The organism is Flavobacterium saccharophilum, assembly GCF_900142735.1.
In the GTDB taxonomy this organism is placed as follows: domain Bacteria; phylum Bacteroidota; class Bacteroidia; order Flavobacteriales; family Flavobacteriaceae; genus Flavobacterium; species Flavobacterium saccharophilum.
On sequence record NZ_FRBY01000002.1, the window covers coordinates 997,050 to 1,017,037 of the forward strand.

The 19,988-nt window shown below is 34.1% G+C and carries 10 protein-coding genes; 9 read left to right on the forward strand and 1 reads right to left on the reverse strand.

Annotation, left to right across the window (positions count from 1 at the left end; genetic code table 11):
• Window positions 1-145 precede the first annotated feature (145 nt).
• Window positions 146-1,186 carry a LacI family DNA-binding transcriptional regulator gene (locus BUA98_RS09805; protein WP_072971623.1) on the forward strand — a complete coding sequence of 347 codons (1,041 nt, stop codon included), beginning with the start codon at window positions 146-148 and terminating at the stop codon, window positions 1,184-1,186.
• A 75-nt stretch (window positions 1,187-1,261) separates the two neighbouring features.
• On the opposite strand, the gene BUA98_RS09810 is transcribed toward BUA98_RS09805, so the two are convergent.
• Window positions 1,262-1,900 carry a sugar-binding protein gene (locus tag BUA98_RS09810; protein WP_072971626.1) on the reverse strand — a complete coding sequence of 213 codons (639 nt, stop codon included), beginning with the start codon at window positions 1,898-1,900 and terminating at the stop codon, window positions 1,262-1,264.
• A 700-nt stretch (window positions 1,901-2,600) separates the two neighbouring features.
• Between BUA98_RS09810 and BUA98_RS09815 the strand changes: the two genes are divergently transcribed.
• The 8 genes from BUA98_RS09815 to BUA98_RS09850 all read left to right on the forward strand — a co-directional run bounded on the left by BUA98_RS09815 (window position 2,601) and on the right by BUA98_RS09850 (window position 19,920).
• The gene (locus tag BUA98_RS09815; RefSeq protein WP_072971629.1) at window positions 2,601-5,684 is read left to right on the forward strand and encodes a SusC/RagA family TonB-linked outer membrane protein; all 3,084 of its coding nucleotides are present in this window, start codon (window positions 2,601-2,603) and stop codon (window positions 5,682-5,684) included.
• A gap of 37 nt (window positions 5,685-5,721) precedes the next feature.
• Window positions 5,722-7,233, forward strand: coding sequence for a RagB/SusD family nutrient uptake outer membrane protein (locus tag BUA98_RS09820; RefSeq protein WP_072971632.1), 1,512 nt, complete (start codon window positions 5,722-5,724; stop codon window positions 7,231-7,233).
• A 98-nt stretch (window positions 7,234-7,331) separates the two neighbouring features.
• Window positions 7,332-8,741, forward strand: coding sequence for an aryl-sulfate sulfotransferase (locus BUA98_RS09825; RefSeq protein ID WP_072971635.1), 1,410 nt, complete (start codon window positions 7,332-7,334; stop codon window positions 8,739-8,741).
• A gap of 23 nt (window positions 8,742-8,764) precedes the next feature.
• The gene (locus BUA98_RS09830; protein ID WP_072971637.1) at window positions 8,765-9,754 is read left to right on the forward strand and encodes a c-type cytochrome; all 990 of its coding nucleotides are present in this window, start codon (window positions 8,765-8,767) and stop codon (window positions 9,752-9,754) included.
• Window positions 9,755-9,796: 42 nt separating this feature from the next.
• Window positions 9,797-12,805 carry a glycoside hydrolase domain-containing protein gene (locus BUA98_RS09835; RefSeq protein WP_244279187.1) on the forward strand — a complete coding sequence of 1,003 codons (3,009 nt, stop codon included), beginning with the start codon at window positions 9,797-9,799 and terminating at the stop codon, window positions 12,803-12,805.
• A 184-nt stretch (window positions 12,806-12,989) separates the two neighbouring features.
• Entirely contained in the window at window positions 12,990-16,085 is a 3,096-nt protein-coding gene (locus BUA98_RS09840) for a DUF5107 domain-containing protein (RefSeq protein WP_072971640.1), read from the forward strand.
• A 64-nt stretch (window positions 16,086-16,149) separates the two neighbouring features.
• Entirely contained in the window at window positions 16,150-17,706 is a 1,557-nt protein-coding gene (locus BUA98_RS09845) for a M60 family metallopeptidase (RefSeq protein ID WP_072971643.1), read from the forward strand.
• A 39-nt stretch (window positions 17,707-17,745) separates the two neighbouring features.
• Complete coding sequence (locus BUA98_RS09850) at window positions 17,746-19,920, forward strand: M1 family metallopeptidase (RefSeq protein WP_072971646.1); 2,175 nt, start codon at window positions 17,746-17,748, stop codon at window positions 19,918-19,920.
• Window positions 19,921-19,988: the final 68 nt, after the last annotated feature.

Consider the following 19,988-nt stretch of genomic DNA (forward strand, 5'->3'; position numbering starts at 1 on the left):
TACGAAACTATATATTATATTTTTATAAAACAAGAAAAAAAACAAAAATGTGCTCGAACACACTAAAATAATGTTCTCGAGCACACTTATTAATTCTTCGAAAAAATTTTACATTAATTAAAACAAAGTTTCTATATTTGCTTATATGGATAAAAAGTACACAATTAAGGATATTGCAAAAATGGCAGGAGTTTCTAAAGGAACTGTTGATCGTGTTTTGCATAATAGAGGAAAGGTTTCTCCTACTGCACTCGAGAAGATTAATGAAGTTTTAAACGTCATTAATTACGAACCTAACTTAATTGCCCGAAATTTAAAGAATACTAAAGTCTATCGCATTTGTGTTTTAATGCCTGATCCGGAAATTGATCCTTATTGGTATCCTTGCGTTAATGGGATTCAGGATGCTATAACAGAATTTAAAGCTTACAGTGTTATTATTGAAACCTATTTTTTCAATCCTGAAAGTACTAAATCATTTTTGACTACTAACGAAAAAATAATCGAGAAGTCGCCGGATGCTGTTTTGATTGCTCCTTTATTTCATAAAGAAACTATTGAAATTATTAAACAGTACGACGAATTAGAAATTATAGTTAATACTTTTAATAACCAGGTTGAATCGTCATCTATTAAAAGTTTTGTTGGACAGGATTTATACAAAAGCGGTCGTGTTGCTGCCAGTTTAATGAACCTGATTTTAGACCAAGGTCAAATTGCCATTATTCATATTGATGAAAGTGTAAAGAATGCAGTACACATGCAGGAAAAAGAAAAAGGCTTCAGAAATTATTTTGAGGAAAAAAACTTATCTGATTTTTCTTTAACAACATTAAAATTAAAATATTCCAATATTGACACTAAGTTACCTGTCTTTCTGGAAGAACATCCGGATTTAAAGGGTATTTTCATTACGACTTCAAAAGCATATCAAATTGCCTCCTTTTTATCTTCTTTAAAAGATAGAAAAATTGCACTTATAGGTTATGACTTAATTGAGAAAAATGTCAACTTCCTAAATCAGGGATTGGTACATTTTTTAATTCACCAAAATCAAAAGAGACAGGCTTATTTAGGAGTCAGCACTTTAGTAGATCATTTTTTATTCCGAAAAGAAATTCCGGAAACTATTTTACTTCCTATTGACATTATTAATGTGGAGAATGCTTCCTTTTATGTATCATAATAAAATTGCCACAAAGACACAAAGTCGCTAAGTTTGTATTTCTTTGTGACTTCGCGACTTTGTGGCAAATTATAACTATTCCATTAAAATAAATTTACCGAAAGAAGAAGCAATATGAAAATTGGGTTCCGGCGTATTTGGATCCACCCATGAAATCCAGGTAGGTTGATAATTTTGATTTTCATCTTTAGAAAATTTAGCTCTAAAAACTCCTGTTTCAATACAATTGCCCTGAATTAAATTTAACGCCTTTAAAGAAGCCAGACTTATTTTTCCTTCAACAGTAAAAGAATTCTCCTGTTCTGAAGCTTTTACTTTTAAATCCTCTTTGGGCCAATTCCAATTAAAATCAAAATCCTTATTTGGTTTCGCTTCAAAATCCATTATTCGGGCCGCAGTGTCCATTTCAAGACAATAATATGGATTTAAAGAATCATTAGCTCTAAAAAATAGTTCTACTCGATCTGAGTTCCCTATACTGTCTACACTATCATCTTTTCGGTCTATATATATATCTGTATCAAAAACCCGAAAATTAAAATACAAATTATCCCTATCATGGAGGGCACGAAATTCAATTTTTGAAATCGGATCATTTTTCCATGGAGAAGAAAAATCTGTTAAACAATTTGCTTTTCCCCATAAAGCGACATCTATAATTTCTGTATCTATTTTTTGATTTTTATCTACTAAAACAACTTGATATTCTTTCACCGTTTGAGTTTTTAAATTTTGTTAATTTTTTATTTTCTAAAAAAGTAAAATGACAAAAACAAGAGCTCATTTTAAGTCGTTTTTAGAAGTACCAATATAGTCCAAAATTTAAGAATAAAAACGGTTCAGCAAATTTTAAATAAAACTTCCATAAAAACATTTTTTCTGTTAAATAAAACAATAAGAAAAACCTGTTTAATTACTATTTATTTAATGTCGATGTTGCGAAATTCATAACATTTTACAAAAACATCATTTATTATTCATCTAAACAACAAATTCGCATTAAATACACCCAAATAAAGAAGTCCATTTATTTCCAAAGATATTTACAAAAATCACAACTTTTTAAGTCAAAAAAAATGATTAGCACATTTTTATGTGCTCGAGAACATAAATTTTGTGTGTTCGAGCACATTTTTTGTGTTTTTTCTTGTTTTATAAAAATATAATCTATAGTTTCGTCAGACAATAATCTTAAAACGAAGTTAAATCGATAAAATTTTAGGAGATTTTAGGACTTTAAAAAAGTGAAAAAACGAATAAAATAACGCGTTTTGAGATCGAAAAATGAACTGAATATTTGAAAAAAAAATATAAGTCAAACAGAATAACAAAATGAATTTCTGAATCAAAAAAGAAATCCAAAACTTACAATCAAGAAAAAACAATTAAACATTAACCAAAACCAATTTTAAGTATGAAATTATTAACCCAAAAAAAGCCAAGAGATTTTCGGATTAACAATTTATCCGGAAAAGAAATTAAACTAACCGTTCTTTCGTTGTTAGCTTTTACATTTCAAGCTTCAGCTGCTTCAACAATAACTACATCACACAAAAACAATACGGTATTGTATTTTGAAAAAACGGTGAAAGGGACAATTACAGATGAAAATGGTCTCCCTTTACCTGGTGTAAACGTAACAGTAAAAGGCACTAAAACAGGTGTTCAAACAGATGTTGACGGAAGTTTTGCCATTACTGTTCCAGATAATGCAACCAAACTTATTGTGACTTACATAGGTATGGAAGATCAGGAAATTACAATAACTAGTGCTCCATTAAAAATTGTAATGAAAGAAGTAGGCCAAAAATTACAGGAAATAGTAATTGGATACGGAAAAGCAAAGAAAAAAGATCTTACGGGTTCTGTTGCTTCTATTAGTAAAGACAACTTAAATTTAGGCGGTACGGTAACCAATGTTGGTCAGGCTTTACAAGGACGCGCTTCGGGAGTTCAGGTTCAGCAAAACAGCTATGCACCAGGAACTACTCCATCAGTTGTAATTAGAGGAGGTAACTCTATTAATACCTCTAATTCGCCATTATACGTAGTTGATGGTTTTATTACTAGTACTGGAGCATCTATTAGTCCAAATGATATTGAAAATATTCAAATCCTTAAAGATGCTGCATCTACAGCAATTTATGGTGCACGAGGAGGTAATGGAGTTATCCTTATTACAACCAAAAAAGGGAAATCAGGAAAAATGTTGGTTGAGGCCGAAATTTCAGATGGTTTCCAAAATATTATCAAGGAACCTTCATTACTTACTGGACGACAATATGCTGACATTCAAAATGCTATTGCAATTGAAAATAAGATACCGCCACTTTTTCCAGCTAGTTTTCCAGTTGCCAATACCAATTGGTTTGATGCAGCTACGCGCCCGGGAGAAGTATTGAACAGAACTCTTACCTTTAGCGGAAGCGACAAAACTTCTAAATTTTTCCTTTCAGGAAACTACCTGAAACAGACCGGAGCAATTGTAAATACTGATTTTGAGAGATATACAGTTAGAATGGGTGCTGAAAAGAGATTTAATGAGAAATTAAATATGGGAACCAATGTTTACGGTGCTGTAAGCGAAGGAAATAACAGTGACTTCGGTGATAATATTTTATCTCCAATGTTCTCCATTCAAACGGCTCCTCCAGCAATCCCAATTTATAATGCTGATGGTTCTTATTATAAATATCAGGGAAAAGATAATGCTTTAGCTTTATTATTGGAACCAACAAATCACATTATCAATAGAATGGTTAATGGAAACATGTTCCTTGATTATGAAATTATCAAAAACTTAACTTATCATTTTGGGGCTGGTGCAGAATGGCAGGAAAACATTGAAGGAAAATATACTCCAAGTACACTAGTAGCCGGAGCTGCATTAAAAGGTTCAGGATCAGAAGAAAACAAAACTTATTTTAGATGGAGTACAGAACAATATTTGACTTATAAGTTTAATGTCAACGAACATGCTATAACTGCCATGATCGGTACTTCGAATCAAAAAGACACTTACGAAAGGTTAAGAGCTGCAGGAACTGGTTTTTCTAGTGACCTATTAACTTATCACAATCTTCAGGGCGCAGCGGTTTATTCAAAACCGGAAACAGAAAAAACAGAAACTAAATTGACTTCTTATTTTGGAAGGTTAAACTACTCATTTAATGACAAGTATCTGGCAACTTTTACAATACGAAAAGACGGTTCTTCACGTTTTGGACCAAACAACAAATTCGGAATTTTCCCTTCTGGTGCCGTTGCTTGGAAAATGTCTAACGAATCATTCATTCAAAACTTAAATACTTTTTCTGAACTTAAGTTAAGAGCAAGTTATGGTATTACCGGAAGTGATGGTATTGGTGATTATTCCTATATGAGCAGATTAACGTCATGGGGGGTTATCATTGCTCCTGATGATTTTGTTGCAGGTACGGAACCAGCCAATTTAGCAAACCCTAATTTAAAATGGGAAGAGACTGCACAAACCAATTTAGGTTTGGATATGGGATTCTTTAATGACCGATTAAGTGTTACCATTGATGCCTACAAAAAAAGAACTACTGATGCGCTACTAAATGTGCCTGTCGGAGGATGGTGGGGATTTGCTACACAAAGAGTAAATTCGGGAGTAATTGATAACAAAGGGATTGAATTGGGAATTAACACTGTAAATTATAGAAATGATAAATTTACATGGAATACCTCATTGAACCTTGCTTACAACAAACAAGAAATTGTATCACTTGCTGATAATGTTAAAATCATTAGTACAAACACTTCAAATCCGAGTGGTACTGTTTCAGGACAAGAATTTACACGATTAGAGCCAGGAAAAGAAATGGGTGTTTTATATGGATATAAATATGCTGGTGTAATAAAAACCGGAGAAACTTATGCTGCACAACCTGATTCGAAACCAGGAGATCCAAAATTTGAAGATTTGGATGGTAACGGAACAATTACAGCGGCTGACAGAACTTATTTAGGAAATTCTACACCGCATTTTACTGCTGGACTTAATAATGATTTTAGATATGGAAATTTTGATATGAATATCTTTTTCCAAGGTGCTTTTGATTATTCTGTTTATAACATGACTGCTATGGTAGGTGAATCAACAACAAGTACAGATGCTTTAAATCGTTGGGTTGCCGGAACAAACGAAAACACAGATATTCCAAGAGATGGTTACTATAAAAGCAAATATGGCAGCTACGTAAATTCAAAATTTGTTGAAGAAGCATCTTATTTACGTTTAAAAAATATCTCTATTGGATATACGATTCCGGAAAGTGCTTTGAAACAAGCTAAGTTTATAGATAGTATCAGATTATATGCTATTGGTCAAAATTTAGCAACATTTACCAATTATTCTGGAAACGATCCAGAGATTAATGGACACTCAAGTAACAATTTAGGTGGAGGGATTGACTTCAACTCGTTCCCAGCTTCAAGAACTTTTATTCTGGGTATTAAAGTAGCTATTCACTAATCAAAAAAGCTTTTTTGGTAACATTAAATTATTTAAAATGAAAAAATATACACTAATATTACTTTTACTTGCTGCAGGAGTGCAATTTTCTTGCAACCAGGATCTTGATCCTACAGTGTATAGCAATTTGACCAATACCAATGGGTATCAAACAAAGTCAGATGCTATAGCAGCAATCAATTCAATTTACGGACGGTTAAAAGGGCCTTCTGTTGGCGATAACTTTTCTTATTGGGCAACGAGACACTTTGCACTAACAGATATTGCAACAGACTTAGGACATTGTCAATTTGGTGGAGATCCCGGACAATTATCATTAGGTACCTGGAGCTCAACTAACGGACTACTTAGGGAAGACTGGAATGCGATGTATAAATTAATTGCCAACGCAAACAACGCAATTTTCAACATTGCGCCAATGAACGGAATTTCAGGTGCAGAAAAAGCACAGTTCATTGCGGAAGCAAAATTTTTAAGAGCCTCTGCTTATATGGATTTGACTGATGCATGGGGGCCAGTTATTTTGATAACAGAGGCTAATTTAGGGAACCCAGGATATTTAGATCAAACGCCGCCTACATCAGTTGAAGAAATCGATGCTTTTCTTATTAAAGAATTAACAGAAGCAGCAGATGTATTACCTGTCAATTACAAAGCAAATGCTATATATGATAGTAATGATGTTGGCCGTGCGACAAAGGGAGCTTCACTTACCTTATTAATGAAACTTTATATGCGTAGTCATGACTGGCAAAAAGCAGCCGCACTTACGCAAACAATCATGAATCTTAACGAATACAGTCTTTATCCTTCTTACTTAGGATTGTTTAAAGAAAGTAACAAGTGGTGCAGTGAGAATATTTTCTCTTCGTTAAGTGATGCTAATACAAACGGGACAGAATTATTAAACCACTTTGGGCCAGTTAATCATCCTGTAGTTCAAAACAGATGGCAGTACTATACTGTAAACTGGGATTTCTACAATCAATTTGGTGATGAAGATGAAAGAAAACAATGTTTCTTTCCAGAATACGTAGGAATCGATGGTTTATTATATAAACAAGCGCCATCATTGGGAGCTGAACCTCCTGAAGGTGAATTTTACATGCAGGATGTGGCAACAAGAAAATATGCTGATGATGAAACCACAACTTATTATGATGGTCATAGTGTAAACATCTTACGTTATGCCGATGTATTATTATGCAGAGCTGAAGCATTAAACGAAATTAGTGGTCCTACAACAGAAGCGATTGATCTTATCAATCAGGTTAAGGGAAGATCACATGCAAAATTATTGGTTTTAGCAGATCATACTCAGGCGAGCTTAAGAGATGCTATTTTACAGGAAAGAGGCTGGGAATTTTTCTACGAAGGAAAACGCCGTGCTGACTTAATTAGAATGGGCAAATATGATGTTCTTGTAAATGCCTACCATGTAAGAGTTGGTGATGGTGCACCAATAAAAATGCCACAAAATAAATATTATACTTACCCACAAAGTCAGGTGGACCTTAACCCAAAATTAAGCAACGCCGATAGACAATAATAAGAAGTTTAATCAGGAATAGACAGTTAAAATTGTCTGTCTATTCCTGATTTTTATACAAAATAAGTACTTTGCTGTTTCATTAAAGAAGCTTTAAGATGATCAAAAAAACAATAGTAAAAGGGAGTTTTATTTTGGCACTACTTGCATTAGCAAGTTGTTCTAAAAATCAGGCGAGTATCACAAATATCAACATTGGGACACATAGCAACAACGAATTGAAGATTCAAATCGATGTTACTACGAGTGACAAGGTTCAGGTATATGCCGAATATTGGTCTGAGAAAAAAGGAATAAAAAGCAAAATAAGTTCTCCTATTTCCAAAACAGGTCTCGCCCACTCTTTAGTGCTTTGCAATATTACTCCTGAAACCAACTATAATTTTCAATTGGTTACCGTTCAGGGGCAGCAAAAAGACAGTAGTAAAATTTACAATTTTAAGTCCAGAAGTTTACCGGAGTGGTTACAAAATCAATTCAAAGCAAATTGCCCAAAACCGGAACTTTTGCCAGCAAATTTCAAAAAAGGTTTCATGCTTGTAGCCAAAAGAGAAACACCCGGCGTTGCTTATATTGTTGATTACAAAGGAAACTTAAGATGGTACCATACTGTTGAAGGAACCGGATTTAAGGTGGCTCATTTTACAAAAGACCAAACCATTCTTTCAATTCTAGGCACAAATGATGAGCCAACAAGTTACGGAAGTGAGATTCTGGAAATCAATTTGCAAGGTGACACGTTAATGCATATCAAAAAAGGACAAGGCGATTTCAAACAGACTATTCACCATGAAATTATCAAAAAATCGGCTAATGAAATTGTTACTATAACCGTTGATCAAAAAATAATGGATTTAACTTCCATTGGAGGAAAAAAGAACGACACCATAAACGGAGACGGAATTTTGATCATGGACAAAAAAGGAAAACAACTTTGGAAATGGAGCGTTTTTGATGATTTAGATCCGCTAAAAGATAAAGCAATATTAAAAACAAAAAAAGACTGGACGCACGCCAATAGCCTGAACTATGATAAAGATGGAAACTTTCTAATCTCATTCTACAACAACGGTCAAATTTGGAAAGTAGATTCAAAAACCGGAAAAGTAATCTGGAAATTAGGAAAAGATGGCAACATGAAAATGGCTGCAGATACTAATTTCTCTCAGGGACATGCCGCACACATCAACCAAGATGGAAGTTTAATGTTTTTTGATAATGGAGTGGATAAAAAACAATCTTCTGTTTTTGCTTTGAAAGTTGATGAAAAAGGCAAAACGGTAAAACTGGATTTCCATATCAATTTACCAAGAGATATTTACAACGACAGAATGGGAAGCGCTTATATGATTGATAAAGAAACCATTTTAGTTTGCTGTTCAAAAAGACATATAACGGTTTTAACAAATAAAAAAGGAGTTTTACTTTGGGCTTTAGAGTCTGAAATTCCTCCTTATCGCACACAGTTTATTCCCGAAGAAAATATGAAACCATTTCTTCTGAATTAAATAATTGATTAAAAATTTTAGACATGAAAAAAATAATTCTTATTGGTATCTTTTCGGCATTGCCAATCGTTGTTTTCAATTCTTGCAATACCTCAAATTCTCAACCTTTAGCAGAAAAAACTTCTGAAGACGAGGCCTATATTACAATAGACACTTCGAAGATTCCTGACGATCAATTTGGAGAATCTGTTCGTTATGGAAGAGAATTGATGCTAAAAACCGCTTATTATATTGGACCAAATGGTGTCAAAGGAAAATATTTAGGCAATAAAATGAATTGCACCAATTGCCACCAGGACGCAGGTACAAAACCTTATGCTTTCAATTTAATGTCTTCTCATGACAATTATCCACAATACCGCGGACGCGAAAATAAAGTACTTACACTTGCCGAACGTGTAAACAATTGTATTATGCGTCCACACTCTGGAAAACCGCTTCCGCTTGATAGTGACGAAATGGTTGCCTTTTTATCCTATTTTAAATTTATTAGCAAATTTGTTCCTAAAGACGGAGATTTTAAAGGTGCTAAAAACTTAGAAATAGAATTCCCGGACGTAGCCGCAAGTCCTGAAAGAGGAAAAGCGCTGTTTGTTGAAAACTGTGCCCGCTGTCACGGAAATAATGGCGAAGGCGTTTACAATGCTGATAAATCAGGTTATACGTATCCTCCTCTTTGGGGCGATTATGGCTACCAGCCCGGTTCAAGCATGCACCGTGTCATCAAACAGGCACAGTGGTTAAAAAGCAATATGCCGTATGATAAAGTGACTATTGGAAAACCTTATCTAACAGATCAGCAGGCATTGGATATTGCTGCCTTTGTAAATGATGACGCTATACATCCGAGGCCAAATCCAAAAACACTTGATTATCCAAATAAAATGGGCAAACCCATTGATTATTCACATAGTCCTTTTCAGGACAATTTTACCGAAGAACAACACAAATACGGGCCTTACAAACCCATTATTGCTTACTGGAAAAAAAATGGATGGAAAGCAGTTTACTAACTTTTTAATTACGCATACCCTTTTAACCTGAACATCAAAAAAATGAAACTAAACCTAAAAAACAGACCTCTTTTAAGTAAAGTATTGATTATGTGCCTTTGCATTTTCAGTATCTCATTGGCTGCACAACAAATAAAATATTCAGATGGAAATGACAGCTGGAATCCTAATTTGTTAGGAAACCATCGCGTTGTTGTTGAATTTACCGGAAAAGACAATGTTGCCAAAACCACTATTGAATGGCGCAGAAGAGATGAAAACCCGGAGCTTAAAAAAATCATTGTTCAGGATGCGAACGGAAAAGAAGTTCTAAACACAAAAACAGAAAACATCAATAGAGAAAATGGTACAATTTACTTTGAGCCAGTTTCAGGAAAAGGTAAGTATTACGTTTATTATATGCCTTATATAGATGAAGGAGATGCTAATTATCCTAAAGGAGTTTATGCAAAACCGGAAAGTAAAGCTGATGCAGCATGGTTGTCTAAAATCAAAAAGAATTTAAAAGATAATTGCACAGTTAAAGAAATTCAGAGTGTAAATGCTTTCAATAGTTTTTACCCAATGGAAGTCATTGCAACTGCAGCAGAAACCAAAGACATCATTGCAAAAAACAGTGATAATTCCTTTTTAGTTTTTCCGGAAGACAGATTGTATTCTATCCGAATGAAAAATGATTTGCCTCAAAGATGGATTCAAAAAGGAGTTCAAAACAGTTTTGCGGATACTGCTATGAAAGGTGAATATTTAGCTTTTCAATTAGGAGTTTATGCCTTAGAAAATTTAAGCAATGTAAAAGTTCAGTTTTCAGATTTAAAAAATGAAAGTGGTGCTGTAATTTCAGCAAAAAACATCAATTGTATCAATACAGATGGTACTCGTTATGACGCCTCTAATTTTGCTGCTACTGTTTCTGTTTCAAAAGGAAAAGTTCAGGCTATGTGGTGCGGTATTGATGTACCGGAAACTGCTGCCGCAGGAACATACACAGGAAAAGCTACGGTTGTTGCTGACGGAAAATCAAAAGAAATTACACTTCAGATAAAAGTAACAAATGAAGTTACTAAAAATGGCGGAATAGATAGTCCAGAAAAAATGACACGTCTGAAATGGTTAAACTCCACTTTAGCTCAGGAAAATACTGTGATTGCGCCTTATACTCCATTAGAAATAAAAGGTTCTGAAATCTCTTTATTAGGTAGAAAATTAATTTTAGGATCTGATGGTTTCCCTGCTCAAATTCAGACTTTCTTCACACCTGAAATGACTGTTATCGGAACAAAAGCCAATGATATTTTGACTGCTCCAATTGCATTTCATTTTGTAGATGGTGCTGGAAAAGAATCATTACAGTGGAAAAATACAGGACTTAAATTCCTTAAAAAAGAAGCTGGAACTGTAGCATGGGAAAGTGTTTCTACTTCGAAATCGCTTCAAATGGATGTAAATGCTTCTATTGAATTTGATGGTTTTGTACATTATACTGTTAAAATTACGGCTCTTGAAGATGCTACTTTTAATGATATTAATTTTCATTTACCAATGCAGTCTTCATCAGCAAAATATATGATGGGATTAGGTCAAAAAGGTGGGAATCGTCCTGAAAATTTTGATTGGAAATGGGATGTCGCTCATAAAAGCCAGGACGGAGCCTGGATTGGAAATGTAAATTCTGGTTTGCAATTTTCTTTGAGAGATGAAAAATACAGCCGTCCGTTAAACACCAATTTCTATTTACAGAAACCATTATTATTACCAACTTCATGGGGTAATGATAACAAAGGTGGAATCACAATAACACCAAACCAAAAATCAGTTTTGGTAAATGCTTATAGTGGAGCACGTACCGTTAAAAAAGGAGATGTATTATACTATAACTTCAATTTATTAATCACACCTTTCCATGCATTAAACACAGACTTTCAATGGAATACTAAATTCTATCACAAATACAGTCCAATCGATACCATTGCTAAAACTGGTGCTACGGTAATTAATATTCACCACGCAAATGCAATTAATCCATATATCAATTATCCTTTTATTGAATTTAAAAAGATGAAAAGTTATATCGATGAAGCGCACGAAAAAGGATTAAAAGTAAAAATTTACAATACGGTTAGAGAAGTTTCAAACAAAGCTTATGAGACATTTGCTCTAAGAAGTTTAGGCCACGAAATCTACTCTCCAGGAAAAGGCGGTGGATTCTCATGGTTGCAGGAACATGTTGGCGACGATTATATCGCAGCCTGGTTTGTACCTGAAATTAAAGATGCTGCAATCGTAAACAGCGGCATGAACCGTTGGCACAATTATTATGTTGAAGGAATGAATTGGTTAACGCAAAACGTTGGTATCGACGGAATTTATCTTGATGATGTTGCTTTTGACAGAATCACAATGAAACGTATCAAAAGAGTTTTAACTAAAGACGGACATCCTGGAATTATCGATTTACACAGTGCAAATCAGTATAACAAAAGTGACGGATTTAATAACAGCGCCAATTTATACATGGAACACTTTCCGTACATCAATAAATTATGGTTTGGAGAATATTTTGATTACGAAAAAAATCAACCTGACTTTTTCTTAACGGAAGTAAGCGGAATTCCTTTTGGATTGATGGGTGAAATGCTGCAAGATGGAGGAAATCCATGGAGAGGAATGGTTTACGGAATGACAAACAGAATGCCTTGGAGTCATAATGCTGATCCAAGACCAATCTGGAAATTGTGGGATACTTTCGGAATTAAAGGTTCTGAAATGATTGGATACTGGAGTGAAAATTGTCCGGTAAAAACAAACAACGAAAAAGTATTGGCAACTGTTTATAAAAAGAATGGTTCAACCTTAATATCAATTGCAAGCTGGGCAGATACCGATGTAAAAGTAAAATTAAGCATCGACTGGAAAAAACTAGGGATAGATCCTTCAAAAGCTACAATAACAGCTCCAGAAGTTGCGAATTTCCAACCTGCTCAAACTTTTACTACAAAAGACGAATTGCCAGTAAGTAAAGGAAAAGGATGGTTGTTGATTGTTAAATAAGTTTAAAGCTCCAGCGGAGCGTCATATTTATAGCCAAATTATACGTTTGGTAAAAAGCTCCAACGGAGCGACATGTAATAAATGCCACCCCGATGGGGTTCATTTGAAACAAACAATAATTCTATAAATATAACGTCCCGCTGGGACTTCATAAAATACAAAACCACGCTAAATAGCTTTCCATATGACACTTAAACCTTTCTTATCGATTTTACTGTTTGGGAGCCTGTTTGTCACTGCACAAAATAAACCAACCTATAAGGAATATAAAAAAGTCTTTACAACCTATCCTTTTTCAGATCCGGACCCAGTTCCAAAACCAGATACAAAAGTGTATCCTTATTTCCGCTTTGATGGATTTACAGATAAACCAATTCAAAAAGAATGGAAAGTAATTGAGATAGAAAACGATTATATTAAACTGATGATTCTTCCTGAAATTGGAGGAAAAGTTTGGTCGGCTGTTGAAAAATCAACTGGAAAAGATTTTATTTACAATAATCACGTAATCAAATTTAGAGATATTGCCATGCGCGGTCCATGGACAAGCGGTGGTGTTGAAGGAAATTACGGAATTATAGGTCATACTCCTAATTGCGCAACTCCTGTTGATTACAAAATCATAACAAGAGAAGACGGAAGTATCAGCTGCGTAATTGGTGTTTTAGATTTACTGACACGTACTTCATGGAAATTAGACATTAATTTACCAAAAGACAAAGCCTATTTTACGACAAATTCCTTTTGGTTCAACTCAACTGAATTTGAACAGCCTTATTACACCTGGATGAATACTGGAATTAAGGCATCACAAAGTTTACAATTTATCTATCCGGGACAAAGTTACATTGGACACAATGGCGAACATAATGCGTGGCCAATTGACAAGAAAAACGGAAAAGATTTATCCTTTTACAAAAACAATGATTTTGGAGGTTATAAATCGTATCATGTTTTTGGTAAATACAATGATTTCTTTGGAGGATACTACCATGACGAAGATTTCGGAATGGGAAGATATGGTAATCACGATGATAAACCCGGCAAAAAAATATGGATTTGGGGATTATCCCAACAAGGTATGATCTGGGAAAAATTATTAACTGATACTGATGGACAATATGTTGAAGTACAAAGTGGAAGATTGTTCAATCAGGCGAGCGAAGGCAGTAATTTAACCCCTTTCAAGCAACGTTCATTTGCACCTTATCAAACAGATGCCTGGACAGAATATTGGTTTCCGGTAAAACAAACAAAAGGTTTTGTAAAAGCGAATAATTACGGCGCTGTTAATGTTAAAAATGAAAATGGATGGCTGAAAATATATCTTTCTCCTCTTCAAAAACTAAATGAAAAATTAGAAGTTTTTGATAATGGCAAAAAAGTGTATTCTAAAGATGTAGCTTTAAATACGCTGCAATTATTCAAAGATTCGATTCAAGTAGCTGTTGATCCAAACAAATTAAAACTGGTTTTAGGCGGTAATAAACTAGTTTGGAATTCAGCTCCCGAAGATGGAAATCTGGCACGACCATTAGAAGTTCCTAAAGATTTTGATAATAATTCGATTTACGGTTTATATCTACAAGGGAAAAATTATATCAGTTTTAAAGACTACATAAAAGCCGAAGAATTCTTAAATGACTGTCTTAAAAAAGACCCAAACTACGCTCCTGCTCTTTCTGATTTAGCCGGTTTGCAAATCAGAAAATTAGAATACAAAGAAGCAATTATAACTGCGAGCAAAGCACTAGCAATTGACACTTATAATCCTGCGGTAAACTATTACTATGGAATTGCAAATCTTCATTTAGGTAATACAACAGATGCAAAAGATGGTTTTGATATTGCTGCTGCAAGCGTTGAATATCGCAGCCCTGCTTACACCGCTTTGAGTAAAATTTATTTTGCAGAAAACGATCAGACGAAAGCAATTGAATATGCTGAGAAGAGCTTGTTAAACAATCAGAATAATCTGGAAGGTTTACAATTGTTAGCAGTAATCTATCGTCTTCAAAACAAATCTGAAAAAGCACATTCGATCTTAGATAAAATTAATGAAGTCGATCCTTTAAATCATTTTGTTGGCTTTGAAAAATTCCTTTGGAGCAATTCAAATGCTTCAAAATCAGATTTCACTTCATTAATTCAAAATGAAATGCCAGAGCAGACTTATCTTGAATTAGGTATTTGGTATCAGCATCTGGGCCGCACGGACGAAGCTGTAAAAGTTTTTACGGTGGCGGCTCCAAGTGCTGAAATAATATATTGGAAATCATTTTTAGAAAACAAAGCAGTTGATTTGAGCAAAATTCAACCCGGAATTAGTTTCCCTTTCCGTGGCGAAACTGCTGAAATTCTTGAAAAACTGATCAAGACGAATGAGCAATGGCAATTGAAATATCATTTGGCTTTGATCGAATGGAATCGCAACAATATTTCAAAAGCGGCAGCATTGTTTTTACAATGTGGTGCAAAACCGAATGACCCTGCTTTTTATGCTTCTAAAGCTTCATTGTTCAAAGATGATTCTCAATTGGTAATTACTAGCCTTCAACAAGCAATTAAATTAGATGCTCAAAGCTGGAGATATCCTAAATTATTGGCTGAACATTATATCATTCAAAAACAAAATGACAAAGCATTAGCGACTATAGAACCCTTTTACAAACGCCACACCGAAAATTATGTAGTGGGAATGTTATATGGAAAAACGCTTTTATTAAATAAAAAATACGCTGAAGCAGATGCCTTTTTAACGAAACTGAAAATCCTTCCTTTTGAAGGAGCAACAAGCGGAAGGCAATTGTATCATGAAGCTAAAATGATGCAGGCTTTGGCACAAATGAAAAATAAGCAGTATAAAAAAGCACTTCAATTTATTAGCGAAGCAAAATTATGGCCTGAAAATTTAGGTGTTGGAAAACCATATCAGGAAGATATTGATGAAAGACTGGAAAACTGGTTAGATTACCAATGTTATACTAGCCTTGGCGATACTGAAACGGCAAACAAATCTTTAGAAAAAATCGTTGCTTTCAATCCAAAAATTGATAATACAGTTATGAACTTTTTACCGGCTAACCAACTGGTTTCGGCTTGGGCTATCGAAAAAACTGCTTCTTCAAAACAAGCAGAAGAATGGCTTAGAAAGCAGGCAGAATTATATTCGGCAAATAAAATTGTTCAATGGAGTTTGGAAATGTACACCAAAAAACAATCAAACATTTTAAGCGAAGATGAAAAAGATGGCGAAGTCAGAATCATTGAAAAATTATAAAAAACTACTGAGTACATAATCAATTACCGACTAAACTAACTACAGCTAATAAAAACCAACCCGAATGAAACACCTAGTTTTACTTTGCCTTTTATTTTTTCTTTCTAATAGTTATGCTCAAAATTCTATAGACTCTATTTCCGTAAAAGAAGATTTAGCTTTTTTTAAAGATAATTTAGCTACGAAATTAAAAAAGAACATAAATTCTCAACAATTAGATAAGATTAAAAATAAAGAAATTCGTAATGCAGCCATACAAATGCTTAAGGGCGACTATGATTTCAATTATAGATTAGCTACTTACAAAGCTTATTTATCGCCAGCAACCCTAGGAAAAAAGTTATCCATTGGTGATGGGTACAGTAAATATGAAAACATTACAGGTATTTATTTACCTCTGGGTAAACACGTAATTCTGGTAGACAATATCGCAAAAAACAAAACTATCGATTTAGTTATTCCTAATTGGAACAGACAGCCACCTACAGGAATTGCACCCGATCAGGACCCTAATTGGGGAATTGAAAAAAAATCATATCCTTTGAAAAATGGTATAAACATTATAGATGTTAAAGACTTCGATGGTTTGGCTTATATCAATTATTATTCTGAAGAACCTAAAAAGGAAAATGCAATTAAAATTCATTTTATTGATGCCGAAGTAAATGGATTTTTTGATTCAGGAAAACAAAAAAATGAAGATTGGAATAAACTTTTGGACAACACTATTTATCCTATGATAGATGCCAGAGGAAAGTATATTCAAACCATTTATCCTAAAGCAGATTTAAAAAAATATGCTTTCAACAAGGGAGTGGAATTACTAAATTGTTATGACACTTTGATCTATCGCCAGCATCGACTTATGGGATTAATAAAATACAATCGTGTACCAAACAACAGGATATTGGCTCGTGTAAACTACAATTACTATATGTTTAGAGACGAAGATGGAATAGCTTATATGGGCGGTAAATCAGGTTATGCATTAGGAATGGTACTTGATCCTGCAAAAGTAATAGCGGGTGATCCGGCATGGGGATTTAGCCACGAAACCGGTCATGTGCATCAATTGCAACCCTATTTTAATTGGGGAGGACTTTGTGAAGTAAGTAATAATGTTTTCACAATGTATGTTCTCAAATCATTAGGAGTTAAATCTCGTCTTATAGAAGGCAACTACTATGATGCTGCAAGAAAGAAAGTTATCGAGAAAAAAGAAAGTTATTTAAAAGTGGGTGGAAGTTTTGAACCTCTTGTACCTTTTTGGCAACTGCAATTATACTTCGAAAAAGCAGGCAAAAATCCTGATTTCTACCCTGACCTTTTTGAAGCATTTAGAAAACAGGCTCACAATGCTGATAAACTAAAAGTAAAAGCCGATGAAAATCCGGCTGTTTACCAACTCAATTTTATAAAAACAGCATGTGAAGTTAGTAAAGTTGATTTAACCGATTTTTTTGATTCCTATGGATTCTTTTATGTGGGCAATTTCGATGGCGATTGTTACGGAGCCTATCATTACAATATGACCGAAAAAATGGCAATGGATTGTAAAAATGAAATAAAATCGAAAAATTATCCTAAGCCAATTTTAGATATAACAACACTGACTGATTAATTTTCAAATCAAAAATTGAAATTTTTAAAATATACTAAAATGAATAAACAATTTCTAAAATATACCTTTTTAAGTCTTGTTGCCATAATGGGACAAAAAATGGAAGCACAAACTACAGATAAAAAAGCAGATGAATTAACTGCTTACCGCGTTACGGCATTAAAAGTGCATGATTTAGTACACACTAAACTAGATGTTTCGTTTGATTATGGAAAACGTCATTTAAATGGAAAAGAGTGGATTACTTTAAAACCTCATTTCTACGAAACTGATCAGCTTACATTAGATGCTAAAGGAATGGAATTCAAGGAAATTGCGATCATCGACGGCAAAAAAACTATTCCATTAAAATATACTCAGGACAACGAACAGGTTTTTATTACTTTAAACAGAAAATATAAAAGCACTGAAAAATATGTTGTTTACATTGATTACATCGCAAAACCTAATGAACTAAAAACAAAAGGCGGCGAAACTATTACGGATTCTAAAGGATTGTATTTTGTAAATCCTGACGGAAAAGAAGACAAACCGGTACAGATTTGGACACAAGGTGAAACAGAAGCTTCTTCGGCCTGGTTTCCTACTATTGACAAACCAAATCAAAAAACAACTTCTGAAATCGCAATGACGGTGGATTCAAAGTATACAACATTGTCAAACGGAAAATTGACTTCTCAAAAAGACAATAAAAACGGAACCAGAACGGATATCTGGAAAATGGAACAGCCAAATGCACCTTACTTATTTATGATGGCAGTTGGAGATTTTAAAGTATATAAAGACACTTATAATGGTAAAGAAGTGAGCTATTATTTAGAGCCTAAATATGCGCCATACGCCAAACAAATTTTCTGGAAAACGCCAGATATGATGAAATTCTACAGCAAAATGTTAGGTGTAGAATACCCTTGGGCAAAGTATTCTCAGATTGTTGTAACTGATTTTTTTGGAGGTGCAATGGAAAACACTTCTGCAACGGTTCACGGTGGTTACGTGCAAAAAACGGAAAGAGAATTATTAGATGATAATGAAGAAAGTACCGTAGCTCATGAGCTTTTTCATCAATGGTTTGGTGATTATGTAACGGCTGAATCCTGGTCAAATTTAACCATGAATGAATCTTTTGCCACTTTTGGAGAAGTTCTTTGGCACGGACATGATGAAGGACAGGATGCAGAAGACAGATCTAGATATGGAAAATTACAAAATTATCTGAGTTCTCAGAAAAACGGTGACAGCCAGATTTTAGCTCGTTTTCACTATAAAAACAAAGATGATATGTTTGACAATATCAGCTACTCAAAAGGTTCTATCATTTTGTATGCCATCAAAAATCAAATGGGAGATGAAGCATTTTTCAAATCTCTAAACCATTATTTGACAACAAATGCCTATAAATCGGGAGAAACTCACCAACTGCGTCTATCGATGGAAGAAGTGACCGGAAAAGACTGGAGCCCTTATTTTAATCAATGGTATTACCAAGGCGGGAATCCGATTTTGAATGTCGAGTACGGGTATTCTAATGGAAAAGCGACAATTGCAGTAAAACAAGTTCAGGAAAGTACCGTTCAGACCTTTAGTCTTCCATTAAAAGTGGATTATTATGTAAACGGAACGAAAATCAGAAAAGAAATTTTAATCGATCAAAGAGAACAGAATTTCAGTTTTGACATTCCATCGCAACCTACTTTCGTAGATCTTGATCCTGATAAAATCTTAGTTGGGCAAGTAAAGGACAACAAAAAAATAGCTGATTATCTGTATCAATACAAAAATGTTCCAACGTATTACAACCGTATTGAAGCTATAAAATATGCAGCTAAAGATAAAAGCCATGACGCTCAGCTTATCCTTTTAGCAGGATTAAAAGATAAGCAGGATGATTTACGAACGCTTAGCATTAAAGCAATTGATTTAGGAGATAGTCAAATTAAAGAGGAAGCAATTAAGACCTTGCTTGATATTGCTAAAAACGATAAAAAAACAACTTCAAGAACAAATGCAATTATAAAATTAGCCGCTACGGGTGATGTTTCTTATAAAGCATTAATGGAGGAAAGCATCAAAAATCAATCTTACAATGTAATTGCCGGAGGTATAATTGGTCTGACTAAATACGCACCTTCTGAAGGAGAAAAAGCTTTATCATCTTTGGATGATGACACTAAAAAACATGTAACAGGATCGATCAAAAGGCTGAGTAAATAAAAACAGTTCAAAAACTTTTTATGTATTGCCAAACAGAACTAATCAAGTAAAGATCCTGATTTCACGAA